This window comes from Polyangium fumosum (genome assembly GCF_005144585.1).
Lineage (GTDB): Bacteria > Myxococcota_A > Polyangia > Polyangiales > Polyangiaceae > Polyangium > Polyangium fumosum.
On record NZ_SSMQ01000016.1, the window covers coordinates 175,944 to 190,452 of the forward strand.

Below are 14,509 nucleotides of genomic sequence, written 5' to 3' on the forward strand. Positions count from 1 at the left end.
ACCAAGACTATCTCGCGCGCGGCGCGGCGCGCGCAAGGGCGCGGTCGATGCTGGCCCGCGCCTCACAAACGAGAGGCCTTGGGACGGAGGAGAACGGGAGAGCGACGCCGTTCGGATCGCAAAAGCCAAAGGCGCCCGAGTACGCGGCGTCGCGTGGCCAGGGCGGACGGCCGGGATCGAACCACGCCGAGACGTTTGGGTCGGACGGTGGATGCACGAACGTACGTGTGGCGAGCCCCGGCCCGGTGCAAAAGCCCTCGTCCGCGAGCGCGCGCCGGAGGGCGGCGGCGTCGACGAGGCGACGCGCGAGGACGTGGCTCTCGGTGCTGTCGAGCTCTTCGTCGGGGACGCCGCGCAGATCCCGGAAGAGCTGGGGGAGCGCCTGTTTGACGCCGAGATCGTCGAGCAGCGCGCGCCACGGGGTCACGTCGGGCAAGCGGGCCGGGTGGACGATCTCGACGTCGGTCCAGCCGATCCAGCGCGCGTCGTAGTCGAGCGGGACGACGCCGAGGCCCCGCGCGCGCTCCCAGGACCAGAGGAGCGCGAGATCACGCGGAGGCCCGGGATCGCGGGGGCGCGTGGTGACGACGAGGTGCCCGAGGAGCGAGGCGTGGAGCGGATCGTCGAGGAGCCACGCGAGCTCGTCTGCGCGGAGGGGCGTGGCGCTGATCATGCGGTCTTCGAGGAGCCGCGTGGCCTCGTACCTGCGAGCGCGTTCGGCGCGGCGGCCGCGGACGAGCGCGCGGTAACGTTCGTCTTTGCGTACGGCCGAAGGGACGCGGCGGAGCGGGGACGAGGCGCCTTCGGGGGTGACGACGAGCTCGCCGCGGGGCCCGATGGAGACGACGTGGCCGGCGACGACGGGCGAGAGCGGCAGCGCGGGATCACGCGCGGGGACGAGCGCGGGCGCGCGGGAGGTTCGTCGCGGGAAGAGGGCGGCGAGCGGGCGCGCGGGATCGAGGTCGGGGAGGGGGAGATCACGAGGGACGAGGGGCGATGCGGGATCGAGGCTCGTCGGCACGGGTGCAGGGGCCTCGGCGAGCAGGCGCGGGGAGACGCCGACGTCGCGGGCGAATGCTTCGGCGAGATCACGCGGGGCGCAGAGGAGGACGACGTCGCGGAGGGAGGGCTCGTCCGCGGTGGGGATGCGGAGCAGGTTCGTCGTGGTGAGGCGCGCGAGCGAGGAAGAGACACCCCGCAAGGCGAGCGGCGAGGGCGAGAGGCGGCCGGCGCCGGCGCGCACGAGGGGCGTCGCGTCGGCGATCCGCGCGAAGGTGAGGTGATGGGTGCCGGCCTCGCGCGCGTCGAGCGTCGCGAGCGACCACGCGAGGAGGACGAACCGTGCGTCCCGTGGATCGGAGAGGCCGGGGAGCGCGGGTGCGGGCCAGCGCTCGGGGCGGAGGGCGCCACGATCGGCGAGGGAAGCGCGCGTGAGGGCGACGCCGCGGAGGAGCGCGGCAGGATCGGGGTGCGCGAGGTGGAGGGTTGGATCCGCGGCGGCGACGGCGCTCGGCGTGACGAGACGAGGGTCGAGGCGCTCGGTGAGGGCTTCGGCGAGGGAGAGCGTGTCCTCGGCGAGATCGGGGGCGGTGCGCTCGTCCTGCGCGAGGCCGACGAGGCGGAGCGCCCAGACGAAGGCGAGGGCAGGCGCGGCGGCGACCGCTGCCGACGCAACCTCCTCGGTGGATGCGGCGAGCGCGGCGAGGGTCGTGGTGACGAGCGGCGCGGGCAGCCATCGCGCGAGGGCGCGGACGCGGTCCGTGCGTGTGCCCGAGCGTGGGGGCGGGTCCGCCTCGGCCGGCGCGAGGCGGGCGCCTGCGCCTCGATCGAGCGCTTCGGAGAGCAGGCGGGAAGGATCCACATGGCCTGCGGCGGCATCGAGATCGGCGAGGAGCGCGGCGAGCAGCGGGCGCGACGCGGGCTTGTTGAAGGCGTCCGCGAGGGCACGGCCGATCTCGTCCGCGCGAACGTAGAGGTTCGCCGGGGCGATGTCGGCGAGGTGAAGCAGGGCTCGCATGCACGTGGTCTCGGCGGACGAATCGTTCTCACGCGCGAGCGCGCCGAGCAGGCCCCGCGTGACGTCGACGAGGAGCGACGTGTCGTCGCTCGGGCTCGCAGGGACGAGCACGTCGAGCACGGCGGCGAGGTGCGCCGCGTCGAGGTCGCCAAGCGTGGCGCGGAGCGCGGCGGCGAGGTCCTTGCGCACGCGGAGGCCGTGGTCCCCCGACGCATGCGCGTGCATCCAGAGCGCCTGGAGCCGCGCGCGCACGAGCGAGGCCTCGCCCGCGGGCGCCCACGTGCCCAGGAGGCCAAAACAACCGAGGAGGGCCGCGTCGATCCGGGCCGCGGCCGTGACGGGATCCGCTGCGGCCCGCGCCGCGTTCGTCAGCGCCGCCATCGTCCCCGGGGGCACGTCGCGGCCGGCTTCGAGCCGACGCCGCAACACGCCGAGGCGCAGCGACAACCCCGCGTCGGGCCCTGCGCGCTCGGCCGCGACGTCCACGAGCTCGCTCGGCAGGAGCGTTCCGTGGCGGGGCGAGGACACGACAGCGTCGAGGAGCGCCGCGGAGACGGGCGCGCGCCGCGCGAGCCGGGCGAGGCGGCGGAGCGCGCGGGACGCGTGCTCCTCGTCGCCGAGCGCGAGGAAGGCCCGCGCGGCTTCGAGCCACATCGCGGCCGCGGCGTCGGGGCCGATCTCCTCGAAGAGCGCTTCGAGCGCCTGGAACGTCTGCTCCGCGCGGCGAGGGCGCGCCTCCACGAGCGCCGCGGCGCGGAGGAACACCCGGCTCGCGCGGCGCACGCGTTCGTGATGGGCCTCGTCCTCGGGGCGCTCGCCGTGAAGGCGAAGCGGGAAGGGGACCTCCTGGCGAGGCTCCCTCCGCAAAAGAAGCGCGTCCTCGACGAGGTACCCCTCGTGCTGCTCGACGACACGGCGCGCCGGCCAGGCATCCGCGCGCACCTCGATGACACGCACGGCCGAGACGAGGGAGCACAGGCGCACGAGGAACACGGCCTCCGGATCGGGATCGTGCGCCGGATCGATCACGGCGCCTCCTCGTCGTCGTCATCGGCCCCGAACGCTGCGAGCAGCGCGGAGCGCGCGAGCCTCGTGGAGAGCGCTTCGATCCGGTCGTACGACGCGAGCAGCGCCTCGGCGAGCGCCGCGTTCGGCCGCGGCCCGAGCCCTGCTTGCGCGTCGAGCGAAAGGGCCACGGCTTCGAGCCGCGTCGCGAGGTCGAAGAGCCCGATCGCCTGCGCGTCCGCCGCGAGCCGACGGAACGTGAGGGCCCGATGTTCCGTGCGTTCGAGCGCGCCGGCCGCGGCGAGCTCCTCGATCGCCGCGCGTGCCTGCCGCGCGAGCCGCTCCGCGATCACAACGTCACCTCGAGCGTGGGATCCACGACGTCGAGCGTGAGATCGAGCGTGGTGCCGTCGGCGAGCATGGCCGAGATCGGCTCGATCACGAGCGCGCCTCCTTCGCGGGCGAGGCGGACGCAGAGGAAACGCGGCGGCCTCGCGGCGCGGCTCAGCACTTCGAGGTTGTCGAACAGGAGCGCGCGCTCTTCCCGGAACGAGAGCGCGGTCCGGATCTCCACGTCCGCGGAGACGCGCAGGCGGAGCGAGAGCTCCTGGGTCGCGTGATCGAAGTCGCTCGGGGACAGACGTTGCACGGGCAGGAGCACGATCGGCGAGGAGCGCGGCGGGCGGCCGAGCGCGTCGAAGTCGAGGCCCCGCGCGAGCCGCGCCGCGTCCTTTGGACCCGCGAGGACGTGCCGCGCGAGGCGGGCGTCCTCGAGGGGCAGCGCCGGCCGCAGCGCCACGCTCGTCGCGCGGCTGCCCGAGAGGCGCCCGTGCGAGAGCGCGATCCGCGCGCCGGAGAGCGCGAACCGACCCCGCGCGAGATCCCGCATCGTGATGCCGCTCTGCGCGAACGCGGGCCCGGCCGCGAGCCCCTCCGCCCAGGTGCGAAGATCCGCCGGTTGCGCGGGCTTTCCCTTCGTGAGCAGCGTCCGCGCGAGGACACGATCTTCGCCGAGCACGGCCACGTACGCCGTCACCCCCGAAACGCCGCCCGCCGCGACCCACGCTTCGAGCCCGAGCCCCTGCACCTCGATCGGCGGCACCTCGACGTACGCGCGTTGCGACGCGCCCGCGATGTCTTCGAGCGGAAGCGCGCCCGTGTTCGCCCGGAGCGCGCGCCCGAGGTTCCGCGTCACGGCGAGCGCCCCGAGCGCGTCGGCCTCGGCCGCGCCCGCGTCCGGGCCCTCGAGCGCCGGCAAGAGCGCCGCGAGCCGCTCGAGGGCCCGCGCGAGCCTGCCGAGCCCCGCATCCCGGGGCCCGCGCGCGCGGGGGCGCATGGCCGTCGCGCGCGCGGCGAGCGCACGCACCCGATCCGCCGAGACACGCGCCGCGCGCCGCAAGCCGAGCGTCACGACCTCCGCCAGGAGCACGTCCACCTCGGCCAGGATCGGCGCGAACCGCGCCGCGTCCTCGGCGGGGAGCGGCTCTGCCTTCGTGGGCTCGGGGAACGGGGCGGCCGGCGGCACCGTGGGGGCCGCGCGCCGGCCGAGATCCCGCGTCCTTTCGTCGCCGCGCGCGACCAGCCGATGCAGGCACGCGGGCGCGTCCCCCATCGGGCAATCACACCGGGCGCGCCCCTCCCGCCACGTGACCGTCGCGCCGCCGATGCGCACGGCGCAGTCGCCCATCGGCGTGGCCACGAGCTCGGTCCGCGCCGCCGCGCGACGCATCCCGGCCGGCGCTTCCCGGCGGCTCGTCACGTCTCGCCCCCTCGCACGTGACGCCCGACCCAGGCCGCGAGCTCCCGCGGCGTCATGGCGCCGATCGGCATGCCGAGCGCCGCGAGCGCCCCGGTCACGCGCCGGTCGAAGCCGCCCGCGCCCTTGTCGCCGAGGGCCACGAGCCCGAGCACCGTCACCCCGGCGTCGAGCAGATCCTTCACCCGCGTCACGAGCGCGCCGAGCGCGCCTCCCTCGCGGAAATCCGAGATCAACACGACGAGCGTGCGCCGCGGCTCCGCGACCAGCGTCGCCGCGTAGCCCACGGCCCGCGAGAGGAGCGTCCCGCCGCCGAGCTGGAGCGAGAAGAGCACCTCCACCGGATCCCCAGCGATCTCCGTCATGTCCACCACGTGCGTGTCGAACGCGACGAGGCGCAGATCGATCGACGGGACCGACGCGAAGATCGCCGCGAGGATCGCCGCCTGCACCACGCTGTCCACCATCGAGCCGCTCTGATCGAGCAGGACGACGAGCCTCATGCGCGACTGCCGCGCGAGCCGCCGCCGGAAGACGAGCCGCTCGACGCCGAGCACGCCGCGCGCGCGGTCGTAGTGCCGGAGGTTCTCGCGCACCGTGCGCCGCGCGTCGAGGTTCGCGAGGACGCGCAGGTTCGTCCGGCGCCGCGGCCCGGACGAGCCGGTGAGCGCAGGGGCGAGCTCCTTGGCGAGCACGCGCGCGAGATCCCGCACGGCCTCCTCGATGAGGCGCCGCGCCGCGGGGAGCGAGGCCTCCGGGATCTGCCCGCGCAGCCGCACGAGGAGCGCGAGGATCGCGGGCGAAGGCGTCACCGAGGCGAGCGCCGCCGGATCTTCGAGCAGCGCCGCGAGCCCATGCCGCGCGGCCGCGTCCTCTTCCATCACCACGCGCGCTTCGGGGGGGAAAAGCTCCTCCACGCTCGCGAGCCACGTCGAAGGCCGGAGCACGCTCGGCCCGAGGCCGGCGCCGCGCGCGCCCTGCGAGGGGCCGCGCCGGAACGCGCGGTCGTAGAGGAACGAAAGATCCTCGTCGATCCGCAGGAGCACCTCGTCGCCTTCGAGGGGGCTTTGGAGCGAGCTGTCCGCGAAACGCCCGAAGAGCAGGCGCAGCCGCCGCGCCGCCTCGTGTTTCTTCTCGTCCGCGCCCTCCGTCATCGGGTGAGCTGTCAGGGGGCTTGCGTCTCGTGCACCGGCGGTGCTTGCTCGATTTCGCCCGTCTCCGGGTTCACGTCCTCGATGGGCTTGCGGTCGCGCAGGTAGCGGCGGATGGCCTCGTTTTGCACGAGGATGGGCGAAAGGAGCGCGCCCCGTGATTTCATGTCTGCCTCGTTGTCCGAGGGGTATTTGCCGAGGATCATCGCCACGACCTGGAGAAGGAGGGATTGTCCTTTGGCGCGCGCGTCCTTCACCGTGGCGTAGGTCAAGGTCCCGCCGGGCCCCTCGATGGCGGCGCGGTATTGCCCTTCGAGATTCTTGAGCCGCGTGACCTGCCGCGTGAGACCGAGCTCCGTCACGAGCGCCTTGTAATCGGGCTGCTCGAGACGATTCAGGATGCGGTCGACCTCGGCCAGCTCGTCCACGAAGCCGAGCGTCGTGATGGCTCCCACGCCCTTGGGGAACAGGACGTCGAGCATTTTGAGCGCCGCTTCCGCGATGGGATCGCCTGGCGCGCAGGCGCGGATTTGCGCGTCTGCGCCGTCGCGGAGGGCGCCGAGGGCGGCGTCGACGTAAATGTCGAGCTGCTTGGCCTCGGGTGAAAACGTTGATTGTTTTCGCCCAGCCCATCGCGCCTCCAGCGCGCGTGTGTCTGTGTCGTGGGCGATTGCATCGTTTGCGTGGCCCACGAGGTCCATGTGCCCGGCGGTGAGGGCGAGTTTTTGCACCTGGTGCAGGGCGAAGAGCCGCCGACCGGTCGAGAACGTGTAGAGGCGGAACAGGGCGACGAGAAAGGGTTCCATGCAGGCGTTCCTCCTGGGCGTCGATCCCCCGGGGGGATGGGCCTGACGCGGGGGGAAGGGTGCATCGACGTCCGTCAGGAAGGCAAGGGCCTTCGTGGGCTCCGACGAAGGCCCGGGCGCGGGTGGGCGTGAAGGTCGGCATTGGCGACACGAGCGAGGATGAAAGTGGGTGAAGGCCACCCCTCGCGGGGCGGGAACCCGGGCCGAGGCGGATGATGCCCTCGTTGGTTGTGATGCGACCCTGGCGCGGGCAGGGCGACGGCCAGCCACGTTCACCGAGCGACCTCGGGCCGAGGAGGCCGTCACCCGTCGTCGCCGGCGTCCGAGATTCGACGGAAGAGGGGCAAGCCCGCCGCGATCGAGGTTCGTGTCGCGTCTTTCGACGGCGGAGGCCTGCCCTCGTCGGGTTCGAGGCGAAGCTTCTTCGGGGGGCGAGCACCCGATGCGAGGTGCGTGTCGGGAGATGGGTGAGGCAGGTCCACTTTTGTCTGCGATCGAGAAGGAAAGGAGGTGGGTGCGGTCCAGGAGGATCGTGGTTCGGGGGCCGTGGGAGATGGGCACGGGCCAGATGGGTCGAGGTTCGGGTGGGGCGTGACGAGGGGTGCGGGCGTCTCGGCTGGGGATCGAGCGAGGCCCGGGGGAGGGGCGAGGCTCGGCGGCGGGGGTTCGACCCGGGAGGGGGGAGGTGCGCGACCATGCCGCGCGAGGCTCGACCCCGGACAGACAAGGTCCGAGCGCTTCGTGACTTGTCTTGCCCGACCCGTTCGTCCTCCGGATAGATAGGCCACAGCTCATCGCAGGAGGGGTTTCCAGATGAGGCGAGGGGATTTCCTCGTCGCGGCGCTCGTCGTCGCGGCGCCGGGCGTCGTGTTGCCTGGGTGTTTGGGGTCGTTCGGGGAGGACGAAGGACAGGGTCGAATTTGCGCCGCGCCCGTAGAAGGCGGCGAGTTTTGCGTCTCGTCGGGCGAGGGGCCCGCGGGCGCATGGAGCCGAGCGGCGGCACGCGGAGCGCTGCCTATTCAGATGTGGGCCGAGCGTCCGGAGGGGATGACGCTCGACGCGCTCGTGACGAGTCCTGGCGATATGGAGCGGTGGCTTGGGGATATCGACAGGGCCCTCGGGTACGTGCGTGGCGAGCAGCGGAGCGCCGAGTCGTACAAGGCGAGCATGGAGGGCCGGCTCCGTAGCTTGCTCGGGTCGGCGCGTATCCGGCAAAAGGAGCTGCTGGAACAAGAGCCGATCGACGCGGTGGGAGGCTTCGAGGCGGCGCTCGTGGCGAAGGCGAACCGCGAAAAGGACCCGCTCGTCGCGGAGATCACCGCGGAGAAGCTCTCCATGGGCGCCGTGCAGGGCGTGCTCGATCAAGTGACGCTCGATGTCGGGCCGCTGTCGGCGGCCTATGCGGATCTCGCAGCGGACTTCGCCGCGTATCGGAAGACGGAGTCCGGGGAGCTTTCTACGTACGCGAAGCTCGCGGCGAAGGCGTCGATGGCGGCAGTGACCGAGCTCGACGCGATCGAAGCGAGTGTGCTTCAAGCGGCGCACGACGCGAGCGCGGCGCCGCAGGAGATGGCGCTCCGGGCGGTGAAGCTCTCGGCGGAGGTGACGCAATTCGAGGTCGCGTCGCAAGAGACGCTCGCTCCACATGCGGATTTCATGACGACGCATGGCGCGGCGAATCCGGACCTGGCCTCCGGGGCGCAGCGCTCGATCCACGCCATGCTCGGGTATGTCGATCGGCGTATTGCCAGGAGCGATCGGGCGGCGAGGGCGCTTCTGTTCGGGATCTCCATGCGCAGGCAAGCGCTCGTGTTGCTCGACGAGAGCCAAGCCGTGCGGGAACAAGTGGCGGAGGCGAAGATCGCGAAGGCAGAAGCGACCTTTCGCGAGAGCGCGGAGGCGCAGGTGCTCGCGTTCGAGAAGGCGGCGCCGGAGGGAGTGAAGCTGTCGCTCCCGTACCTCGCGAAGCAATACGACGAGGTCACAGCCTTCTTGCAGATGCGCCCGCTCTGCGAACTACCCTCGTCGTCCTGGCGCGAGGCTGGCTGCGCGGCGATGCGTCCGCATTTCAAGGCGGCGGCGACGTACCGCGCGACGACGTTGCCGGGGCTCGTCCAGACGGGGCTCTCGACGATGAAGGCGCAAGGGGTGGGTGGCGCGCTCCTCGACGCAGCGGCGGCGAAGTTCGCGGCGGGCGATGTGAAGGGTGCTGCGGTTTTGCACGATGCCGCGTTGCGCGGCGCGGAGGGAACATGAACCGGTTGCTCATTCTCTGGATCGTGGTGTTCGCGCTTCTCGTGCCTGCGCACGCGCGGGCGGGGACGCCGTACAGCGTTCATTGGGAGATGCTCCAGGAGAGCAACTCTTGCGAGGATGCCCGGCTGAACATCCCTGGTGGTGCGTATTTCCACGCGAACCGGATGCCGCTCGCGACGTTCGAGGTTCCGGGGGCCTACGTGTCGATCCCCGACGGCCCGAAGAGCAACGTGGCGGAAGCGCCGTTCGATTCGGTGCTGCTGCGCATGGGCACGAACGAGTTCACCTTCGGCATCCAGAACGCCAAGGGCAACGACGCCTGCGTCCACCAGCAGAATTTCGTGACGCTCGTCTCGGTCCCGCTCGGGATCCAAAAGCCGCTCTTCAACGTTCGGCGTGATGGGACCGCGTATGGCGGAAGCACGCAGGTCGGGCTCACGAAGGACGAGTTCGCGAGTCTGCTCGAACATTTCGGCGCGCAGGCGGACGCGGTGGCGGATCTCGTGACGGGGGAGGCGCGGGCGGCCGGGTTTTCGCCGGATGATCCGTTCGAGTATTCGCTGACGTCGTCGGAGGTGCCGTGGGTCGAGGTGCCCGATGTGTCGGGCACGGCGGGGGCGTTCGAGCCGGGGAAGGATCCTTATGCGGCGTATGCGGATGCCGTGATTGAGGCGTTGTCGCAGGACGTGCAGGGCGGGAAGGTGGTCCTGCGCGGGGACTTCGTGACGAATGTAAAGGCGTGGCGGTCGAATACGGCGGCGATCGAGAAGGCGCTGGCCGCGCGGGTGAGTGTTTCGCAGGCGGAGACGAGCGCGTTCTTGCAGGCGCAGATTCGCGTCACGGAGCACGTGCGGCAGTTCATGGATACGGCGGATTGGTTCTTGGATTCGCCGATCCCGCCGGATGTCCGGGCGCAGGTGGATGGGGTCCTGAAGAATGCTTTCGCCGAGATGGCGGAGCAGATGAAGGAGAGCCTCAATGGTTGGGAGGCGATCGCGCTCGGGCCGGAGAAGGGCTCCTTCATGGAGACGGTGCGGGCCTTCGCGGGGGCGATGTCGACGGTCGGGGAAGGGGCGGCGGCGTATGCGGAGGTGATGCAGACGCTGGTGCATGCGTCGACGCGCATTGCGATCGGGTTCGTGCCGTATGCAGGGCCGGCGCTCGATTTGTGTGAGGCGGTGACGGGCAAGCTCCTGTGTTTGCCCGGGGGGAAGGATCTGTCCACGGAGGAGCGGATCTTTTCGGGTGTAGGTTTTGGGTTCGGGCAGATCACGAAGGCTTGGGCGGGGATCAAGGCGGCCGGGGTCAAGCCGGGGGCGAAGATTGTCGCGGCGGGGATTGTCGGGTACAGCGATGAGTTCCTCGAAGCGTTGCAGGCGAGCAGGAGGAAGGTGTACAAGACGCTCAACGGGGCGGTCAAGAAGGCGGTCGGGCCGATCGCGAACGAGTTCGAGGGGAGAGCGGGACTGCACTTGATGCAGGATGAGGGACGGGCGATGATCGGGGTCGGGGATGATGGGGTGCGGGAGGTGCTGGGCATCCTGCCCGGGCTGGGTGATGATCTCTCGAGGGCGCCGGATTTCCTCTCTGTTACGAAGGGCAACAAGCTGGCACTGAGTGAAGCCAAGCGGCTCAAAGCTGGTAGCAAGGGTGGGATCGATGTCGGCCACGCCCGAACGCAGTTGTCCAACGCGATGCGAAAGTTGGATGAACTCGACCTTGCAGGGGATGTGGAGCGCATCGAGATCATCATCCCGAAGGGCGCGAACCTCAAAGGGGACTTTGCGATCTTGGGAGGCTACCTGGTAAAGCCCGGCGAAGGCACAAGCGCGTCACTCTCGATGGCTACAGCAACTTCATCAGGGTGATCGAGCTGTGAGTGACTCGGGGCCTTGGTTTTACGCATGGTGCGACGAGGCGGAGAGGGTCGACGCATTCGCGGCGGCCCTCTCCGCGCTCGCAGCTCCCCAGTACCGCAAAGCGGTGACCATTCATTCGGTGTTGCGGCCGGGCGAGATGTACCGCAAGGATATTTCCGTAGACGAGGTCGTCACGCTTGCGCGAGCCAACTTCGACGCCGGAACGCAGGTCTTCGTGGTCTGCGGCGTCGAGCTCCCCTCGGGCGGCCGAACCGCGTTTTACTTCGACTGCTATGGCGATGCCTTCAGGCGACGGTATCCGAACTGCGGCCCTCTTGAGGGACGCGGCGACGAGGACGATATTTACGGCAAGCGCCTGGATATCGTCTTCCCGGCCGGAGGTCGTTCTATCGTCGCTGAAGCCGCAATCCACACCATGTTCGTGCAAACCGACACGGAGGAGGTCTTGCTCCGCCTCTGCGCGCCGGACGAGAGCAAACGCGTAACAACCGGAGCGCTCTCCCCTGGTGATTGGCACGCGCCTGTCGAGCTGAGCGGCACCTACCACGCGTTCGCAGGCGAGATCGCCCGAGATCTCGCTTTATCATGGATCCATCTTCACGATGGCGACATTGTCAACTGCGCCGCGGGCCTCTCGCTCGAAGCGCTCGCGGCGCGCGTCGACGCGACCCCACGCGGCAGCCGTGTCGGCGTCGCGCCCGACGCGCGACGGCGAAACCATCACCTGGTCCTCGACGCGGAAGCCAGCAAAATTCGAGACCAGCGCCCACCACGCTCGGACCTCGCGAGGAATGGCCCCCGCGTCATTCTTCCGACAGACGATGCGCTGACCCGCGAGCAGGTCCTCACGGTGCTGGAGACCGCGCCGGGCGCTCTCCTCGAGGCCCTCGAGGCGGCCGCGATCCCCGACGACGATTGGCGCAGCGTGGAACCACTCGCGCTCGACTTGATCGCGGCACGCGAGGCAGGCGCGCCCACGCTCGAGGTTCAGACGAACACCGGGCACCATGTCCGCTTCATCGAGCACCACGCCCCCTACCACGTCCGCCGCCTCCCGAACGGCGGCGTCCTCCTCGCCACGCACCCCTATCGCACGCTCTGGCAGCTCTGGGCGGATGCGCTGCTTCTGCTGGGGATTCGGACGTAGGGAGCGGGAGCGGGAGCGGGAGCGGGAGCGGGGGCGGGGGCGGGGGCGGGGGCGGCAAGCGGCATCTGTTTGTGTACCGCTTTTGAGGAAGGGGGGCAGAGGCGGGAGCCAAAAAGCGAGCCTGGGCGAGGGCTGACTCCGAGGCCAGGAGCGCTCCTCAATCGACGCCGACGCGGATGGGCATGGAGTGCGTCACGACATCCCAGCCGTCGGAATCGACGCCGTCGATAACGACCGGAAACAGATCGTGCTCACCCTTGGGTAAACCGCCCGCGTTCAGGCGCAGGGTGATGGTCCTGTTCCAGCTCACCCAGTCTTGCACCTCGCGCAGGGTGGCGCTCTGGAGGTCCACGCTGTCGCGCAGCTCGACGCGTTTCCAGCCCGTCTCGGCCGTGTTGCCGACGATGACGCGGCTATCGTCCGAGTAGAGCTCGCGCACGTCCGGGAGAGGCAGGGGATTGTCCACGCCGTCCTCGACCTGACCGAAATTGCCGAAGTAGTTCTGCTCGATGAAGTAGCGCAATCGCCGGTTGGATCGGCATAGACGCGCTCTGTTTGCTTGTTCTGGCTGATCAACGTCTTCCCGTTCTTGTGCACGCGGGTGATGAGCTTGCCGTCCTCTTGCCCTTGTGTGCCGGTGAAGACCATCATCTCCATCAGAGCCCAGTCTCGGTTGCTGTCGGCGGCCTTTCCGCCGTAGTAGGTGGACTTGTCCGTCGTCGATCGATTGACGTAGGTAATCACGCCTCCGCCACCGGCGAACCAACTGTACACCTTGATCTCGCAGTCATTGTCGGACACCGAGTTTTCCCAGCTCACCCGCTCGTGCTTCCATTGGTAGCTCTTCTGGTACGGCATTCCGTCGAGCAACATCACGTTGCGTACGTAGTGGGCTTTGTAAAAATGCCGCTGCTCCTGGATGGCAAAGCCTGAATCGAAGCGCCGGGTGGCGTTGTAATTCATGCTGTCCTCGGGCGTGAACAGCACCTTGCCGCGCGTCGCGTCGACCTTCACGGAGCTGGGGCCGCCCAGCATGTTGAAGGTCCAGCCATTGCCGCTCATCATGCTCTGGCCCGGAGACATTGACTCGATCATTCCGTCGGCTCCGCCGAGGAAGGTCTTCGTGACGTCGTTGCTGCCGAGGTCGCCCTGGATGGTCACCATATCGCCATGGTGGTAGATCGCCGGCGCGACGCCGCCGTCGTCGTGCCCGCCTTCGCCGCTCGAAGAAGAGGTCGTCGCGCTCCCGCCGCCCTGGCTGCTCGAAGAGGTCGTATCGCCGCCGCCGCAGCCCACCACCGCGAGGGGCAGCCCCGCGAGCAGCGCCCATGCGAATGCGGGCGCGAGAACCGACGGCGTTGAGAGGCGAAGGGGTCGGAAAGGCTGTGTATTCAAGTTCGTTGACATAGGCTCACCTGATCACTCGCCTTCACTTCCTACGCGCGTTGGCAGCGGGAGCTGCGTTGCAATCTTGCGAGAGCGGGCCCCACGGTTGCTCATTACCGATGGTGGGAGCCGGAAGCGGTAGCGGTAGCCCCCGTCGCGCGGCCTTGTTGTTGCAAGCCGCCGGGGGCCGGCGTCGTCGCGCTGGCCTTGTTGTTGCAAGCCGTCGGGGGCCGGCGTCGTCGCGCTGGCCTGTTGCGCCCTCGCGATGACCAGGTGCAGAGCTCAGGCTAGAAAGTGGAGATATAGGACAACCCATTGAACAGGCACAGAACTAGGAGTAGCCGTATGAATTCAAAAGACCCCAGCGAGAAGCCCTTGAAGAATAGTGACACCCCAGAGCAAGAGCAGCCTGCCGAAACGGCGACGCCCCGGCCGGAGGAGGAGCCGGAGGACCAGGCCCCGACGGGGACGCGGGCGCGGCGCGCGCGACTCGGGGCGAACCCTGGTGCCGTCATCAAGATCAGGAGGTAGTACGGTCTAGCTCTGGCACTGACACCTCCGCCCGCGCCAAACACCGTGTAGCCGATGGCGAGGCGTTCAGCTCCCTTGTCCGAGGCCGCGACGTCAGAGGGCCTCGACGCACGGGAGCGGGAGCGGGAGCGGGAGCGGGAGCGGGAGCGGGAGCGGGAGCGGGGGCGGGAGCGGGAGCGGGAGCGGGAGCGGGAGCGGGAGCGGGAGCGGGAGCGGGAGCGGGAGCGGGGGCGGGGGCGTTAGAGGGGGGCGCAGTGCGCCAGGCGGATTCGGGCGAGGTGCAGGCGGGCGTAGGCGGTCTTCAGGCGGATCCGGAGAGCGCGGGCGATCTGCGGCATCGAGCGGCCTTCGATTTCGTAGGCCCAAAGCACGGCGGCGAGCTTTGTGCTGAGCTTCTGGATGGCTCGCCAGAGCAGGCGGGCCGCGTCGAAGGCCTGCGTCGTTCGCGGGTGGACCAGAGGTTCGGGGAGCTCGCCCGTGAGCGCTTCCCAGCGATTGCGCGCAAGCTTGCGATGGTTCGCCGCGCGATAAAGCGCGACCGTGAAGAGCCAAGACCGCGCTTGCTCGCCCCCCA

Annotated in this window: 11 protein-coding genes; 3 read left to right on the forward strand and 8 right to left on the reverse strand. The window is 70.0% G+C overall.

Annotated elements, in window-relative coordinates; genetic code table 11:
* Positions 1-7 precede the first annotated feature (7 nt).
* The 5 genes from E8A74_RS17730 to E8A74_RS52385 are packed head-to-tail and all read right to left on the reverse strand — an operon-like array spanning position 8 to position 6,735.
* The gene (locus E8A74_RS17730) at positions 8-3,046 is read right to left on the reverse strand and encodes a DUF4132 domain-containing protein (protein WP_136930196.1); all 3,039 of its coding nucleotides are present in this window, start codon (positions 3,044-3,046) and stop codon (positions 8-10) included.
* Entirely contained in the window at positions 3,043-3,375 is a 333-nt protein-coding gene (locus E8A74_RS17735) for a hypothetical protein (RefSeq protein WP_136930197.1), read from the reverse strand. Before E8A74_RS17735 ends, E8A74_RS17730 begins: the two co-directional genes overlap by 4 nt.
* Positions 3,372-4,781, reverse strand: a complete 1,410-nt coding sequence (locus E8A74_RS17740) for a hypothetical protein (protein WP_136930198.1) — start codon at positions 4,779-4,781, stop codon at positions 3,372-3,374. The genes E8A74_RS17735 and E8A74_RS17740 overlap by 4 nt, the downstream gene beginning before the upstream one ends.
* Entirely contained in the window at positions 4,778-5,932 is a 1,155-nt protein-coding gene (locus E8A74_RS52380; protein ID WP_170229204.1) for a VWA domain-containing protein, read from the reverse strand. The genes E8A74_RS17740 and E8A74_RS52380 overlap by 4 nt, the downstream gene beginning before the upstream one ends.
* An 11-nt stretch (positions 5,933-5,943) precedes the next feature.
* Entirely contained in the window at positions 5,944-6,735 is a 792-nt protein-coding gene (locus E8A74_RS52385; RefSeq protein ID WP_170229205.1) for a DUF6261 family protein, read from the reverse strand.
* Positions 6,736-7,548: 813 nt separating this feature from the next.
* On the opposite strand from E8A74_RS52385, the gene E8A74_RS52390 reads away from it, so the two are divergent.
* From E8A74_RS52390 to E8A74_RS17755, 3 genes are read left to right on the forward strand one after another with little or no spacing between them, the layout of a single operon-like run.
* Entirely contained in the window at positions 7,549-8,991 is a 1,443-nt protein-coding gene (locus E8A74_RS52390; protein ID WP_170229206.1) for a hypothetical protein, read from the forward strand.
* A complete protein-coding gene (locus E8A74_RS54825) occupies positions 8,988-10,859 on the forward strand; it encodes a hypothetical protein (protein WP_232379618.1) in 1,872 nt (623 codons plus the stop codon). The genes E8A74_RS52390 and E8A74_RS54825 overlap by 4 nt, the downstream gene beginning before the upstream one ends.
* Before the next feature lie 7 nt (positions 10,860-10,866).
* Positions 10,867-12,018, forward strand: a complete 1,152-nt coding sequence (locus E8A74_RS17755) for a hypothetical protein (RefSeq protein ID WP_136930199.1) — start codon at positions 10,867-10,869, stop codon at positions 12,016-12,018.
* Between the two features lie 157 nt (positions 12,019-12,175).
* Here E8A74_RS17755 and E8A74_RS52395 read toward each other — a convergent pair whose 3' ends face one another.
* From E8A74_RS52395 to E8A74_RS17770, 3 genes are all read right to left on the reverse strand, one after another.
* Positions 12,176-12,328 (reverse strand): hypothetical protein, encoded by a 153-nt coding sequence (locus E8A74_RS52395; RefSeq protein ID WP_170229207.1) that lies wholly within the window; start codon positions 12,326-12,328, stop codon positions 12,176-12,178.
* Positions 12,325-13,317, reverse strand: a complete 993-nt coding sequence (locus tag E8A74_RS17760) for a hypothetical protein (RefSeq protein WP_136930200.1) — start codon at positions 13,315-13,317, stop codon at positions 12,325-12,327. Before E8A74_RS17760 ends, E8A74_RS52395 begins: the two co-directional genes overlap by 4 nt.
* An 857-nt stretch (positions 13,318-14,174) precedes the next feature.
* A partial coding sequence (locus E8A74_RS17770) for an RNA polymerase sigma factor (protein WP_269749877.1) occupies positions 14,175-14,509 on the reverse strand: 335 nt, incomplete at its 5' end.

What these genes read in the sequence shown, in the direction of transcription:
- E8A74_RS52380 (WP_170229204.1), bottom strand. Translation starts at nt 5,932, where the DNA reads ATGACGGAGGGCGCGGACGAGAAGAAACACGAGGCGGCGCGGCGGCTG.
- E8A74_RS52385 (WP_170229205.1), bottom strand. Translation starts at nt 6,735, where the DNA reads ATGGAACCCTTTCTCGTCGCCCTGTTCCGCCTCTACACGTTCTCGACC.
- E8A74_RS52390 (WP_170229206.1), top strand. Translation starts at nt 7,549, where the DNA reads ATGAGGCGAGGGGATTTCCTCGTCGCGGCGCTCGTCGTCGCGGCGCCG.
- E8A74_RS54825 (WP_232379618.1), top strand. Translation starts at nt 8,988, where the DNA reads ATGAACCGGTTGCTCATTCTCTGGATCGTGGTGTTCGCGCTTCTCGTG.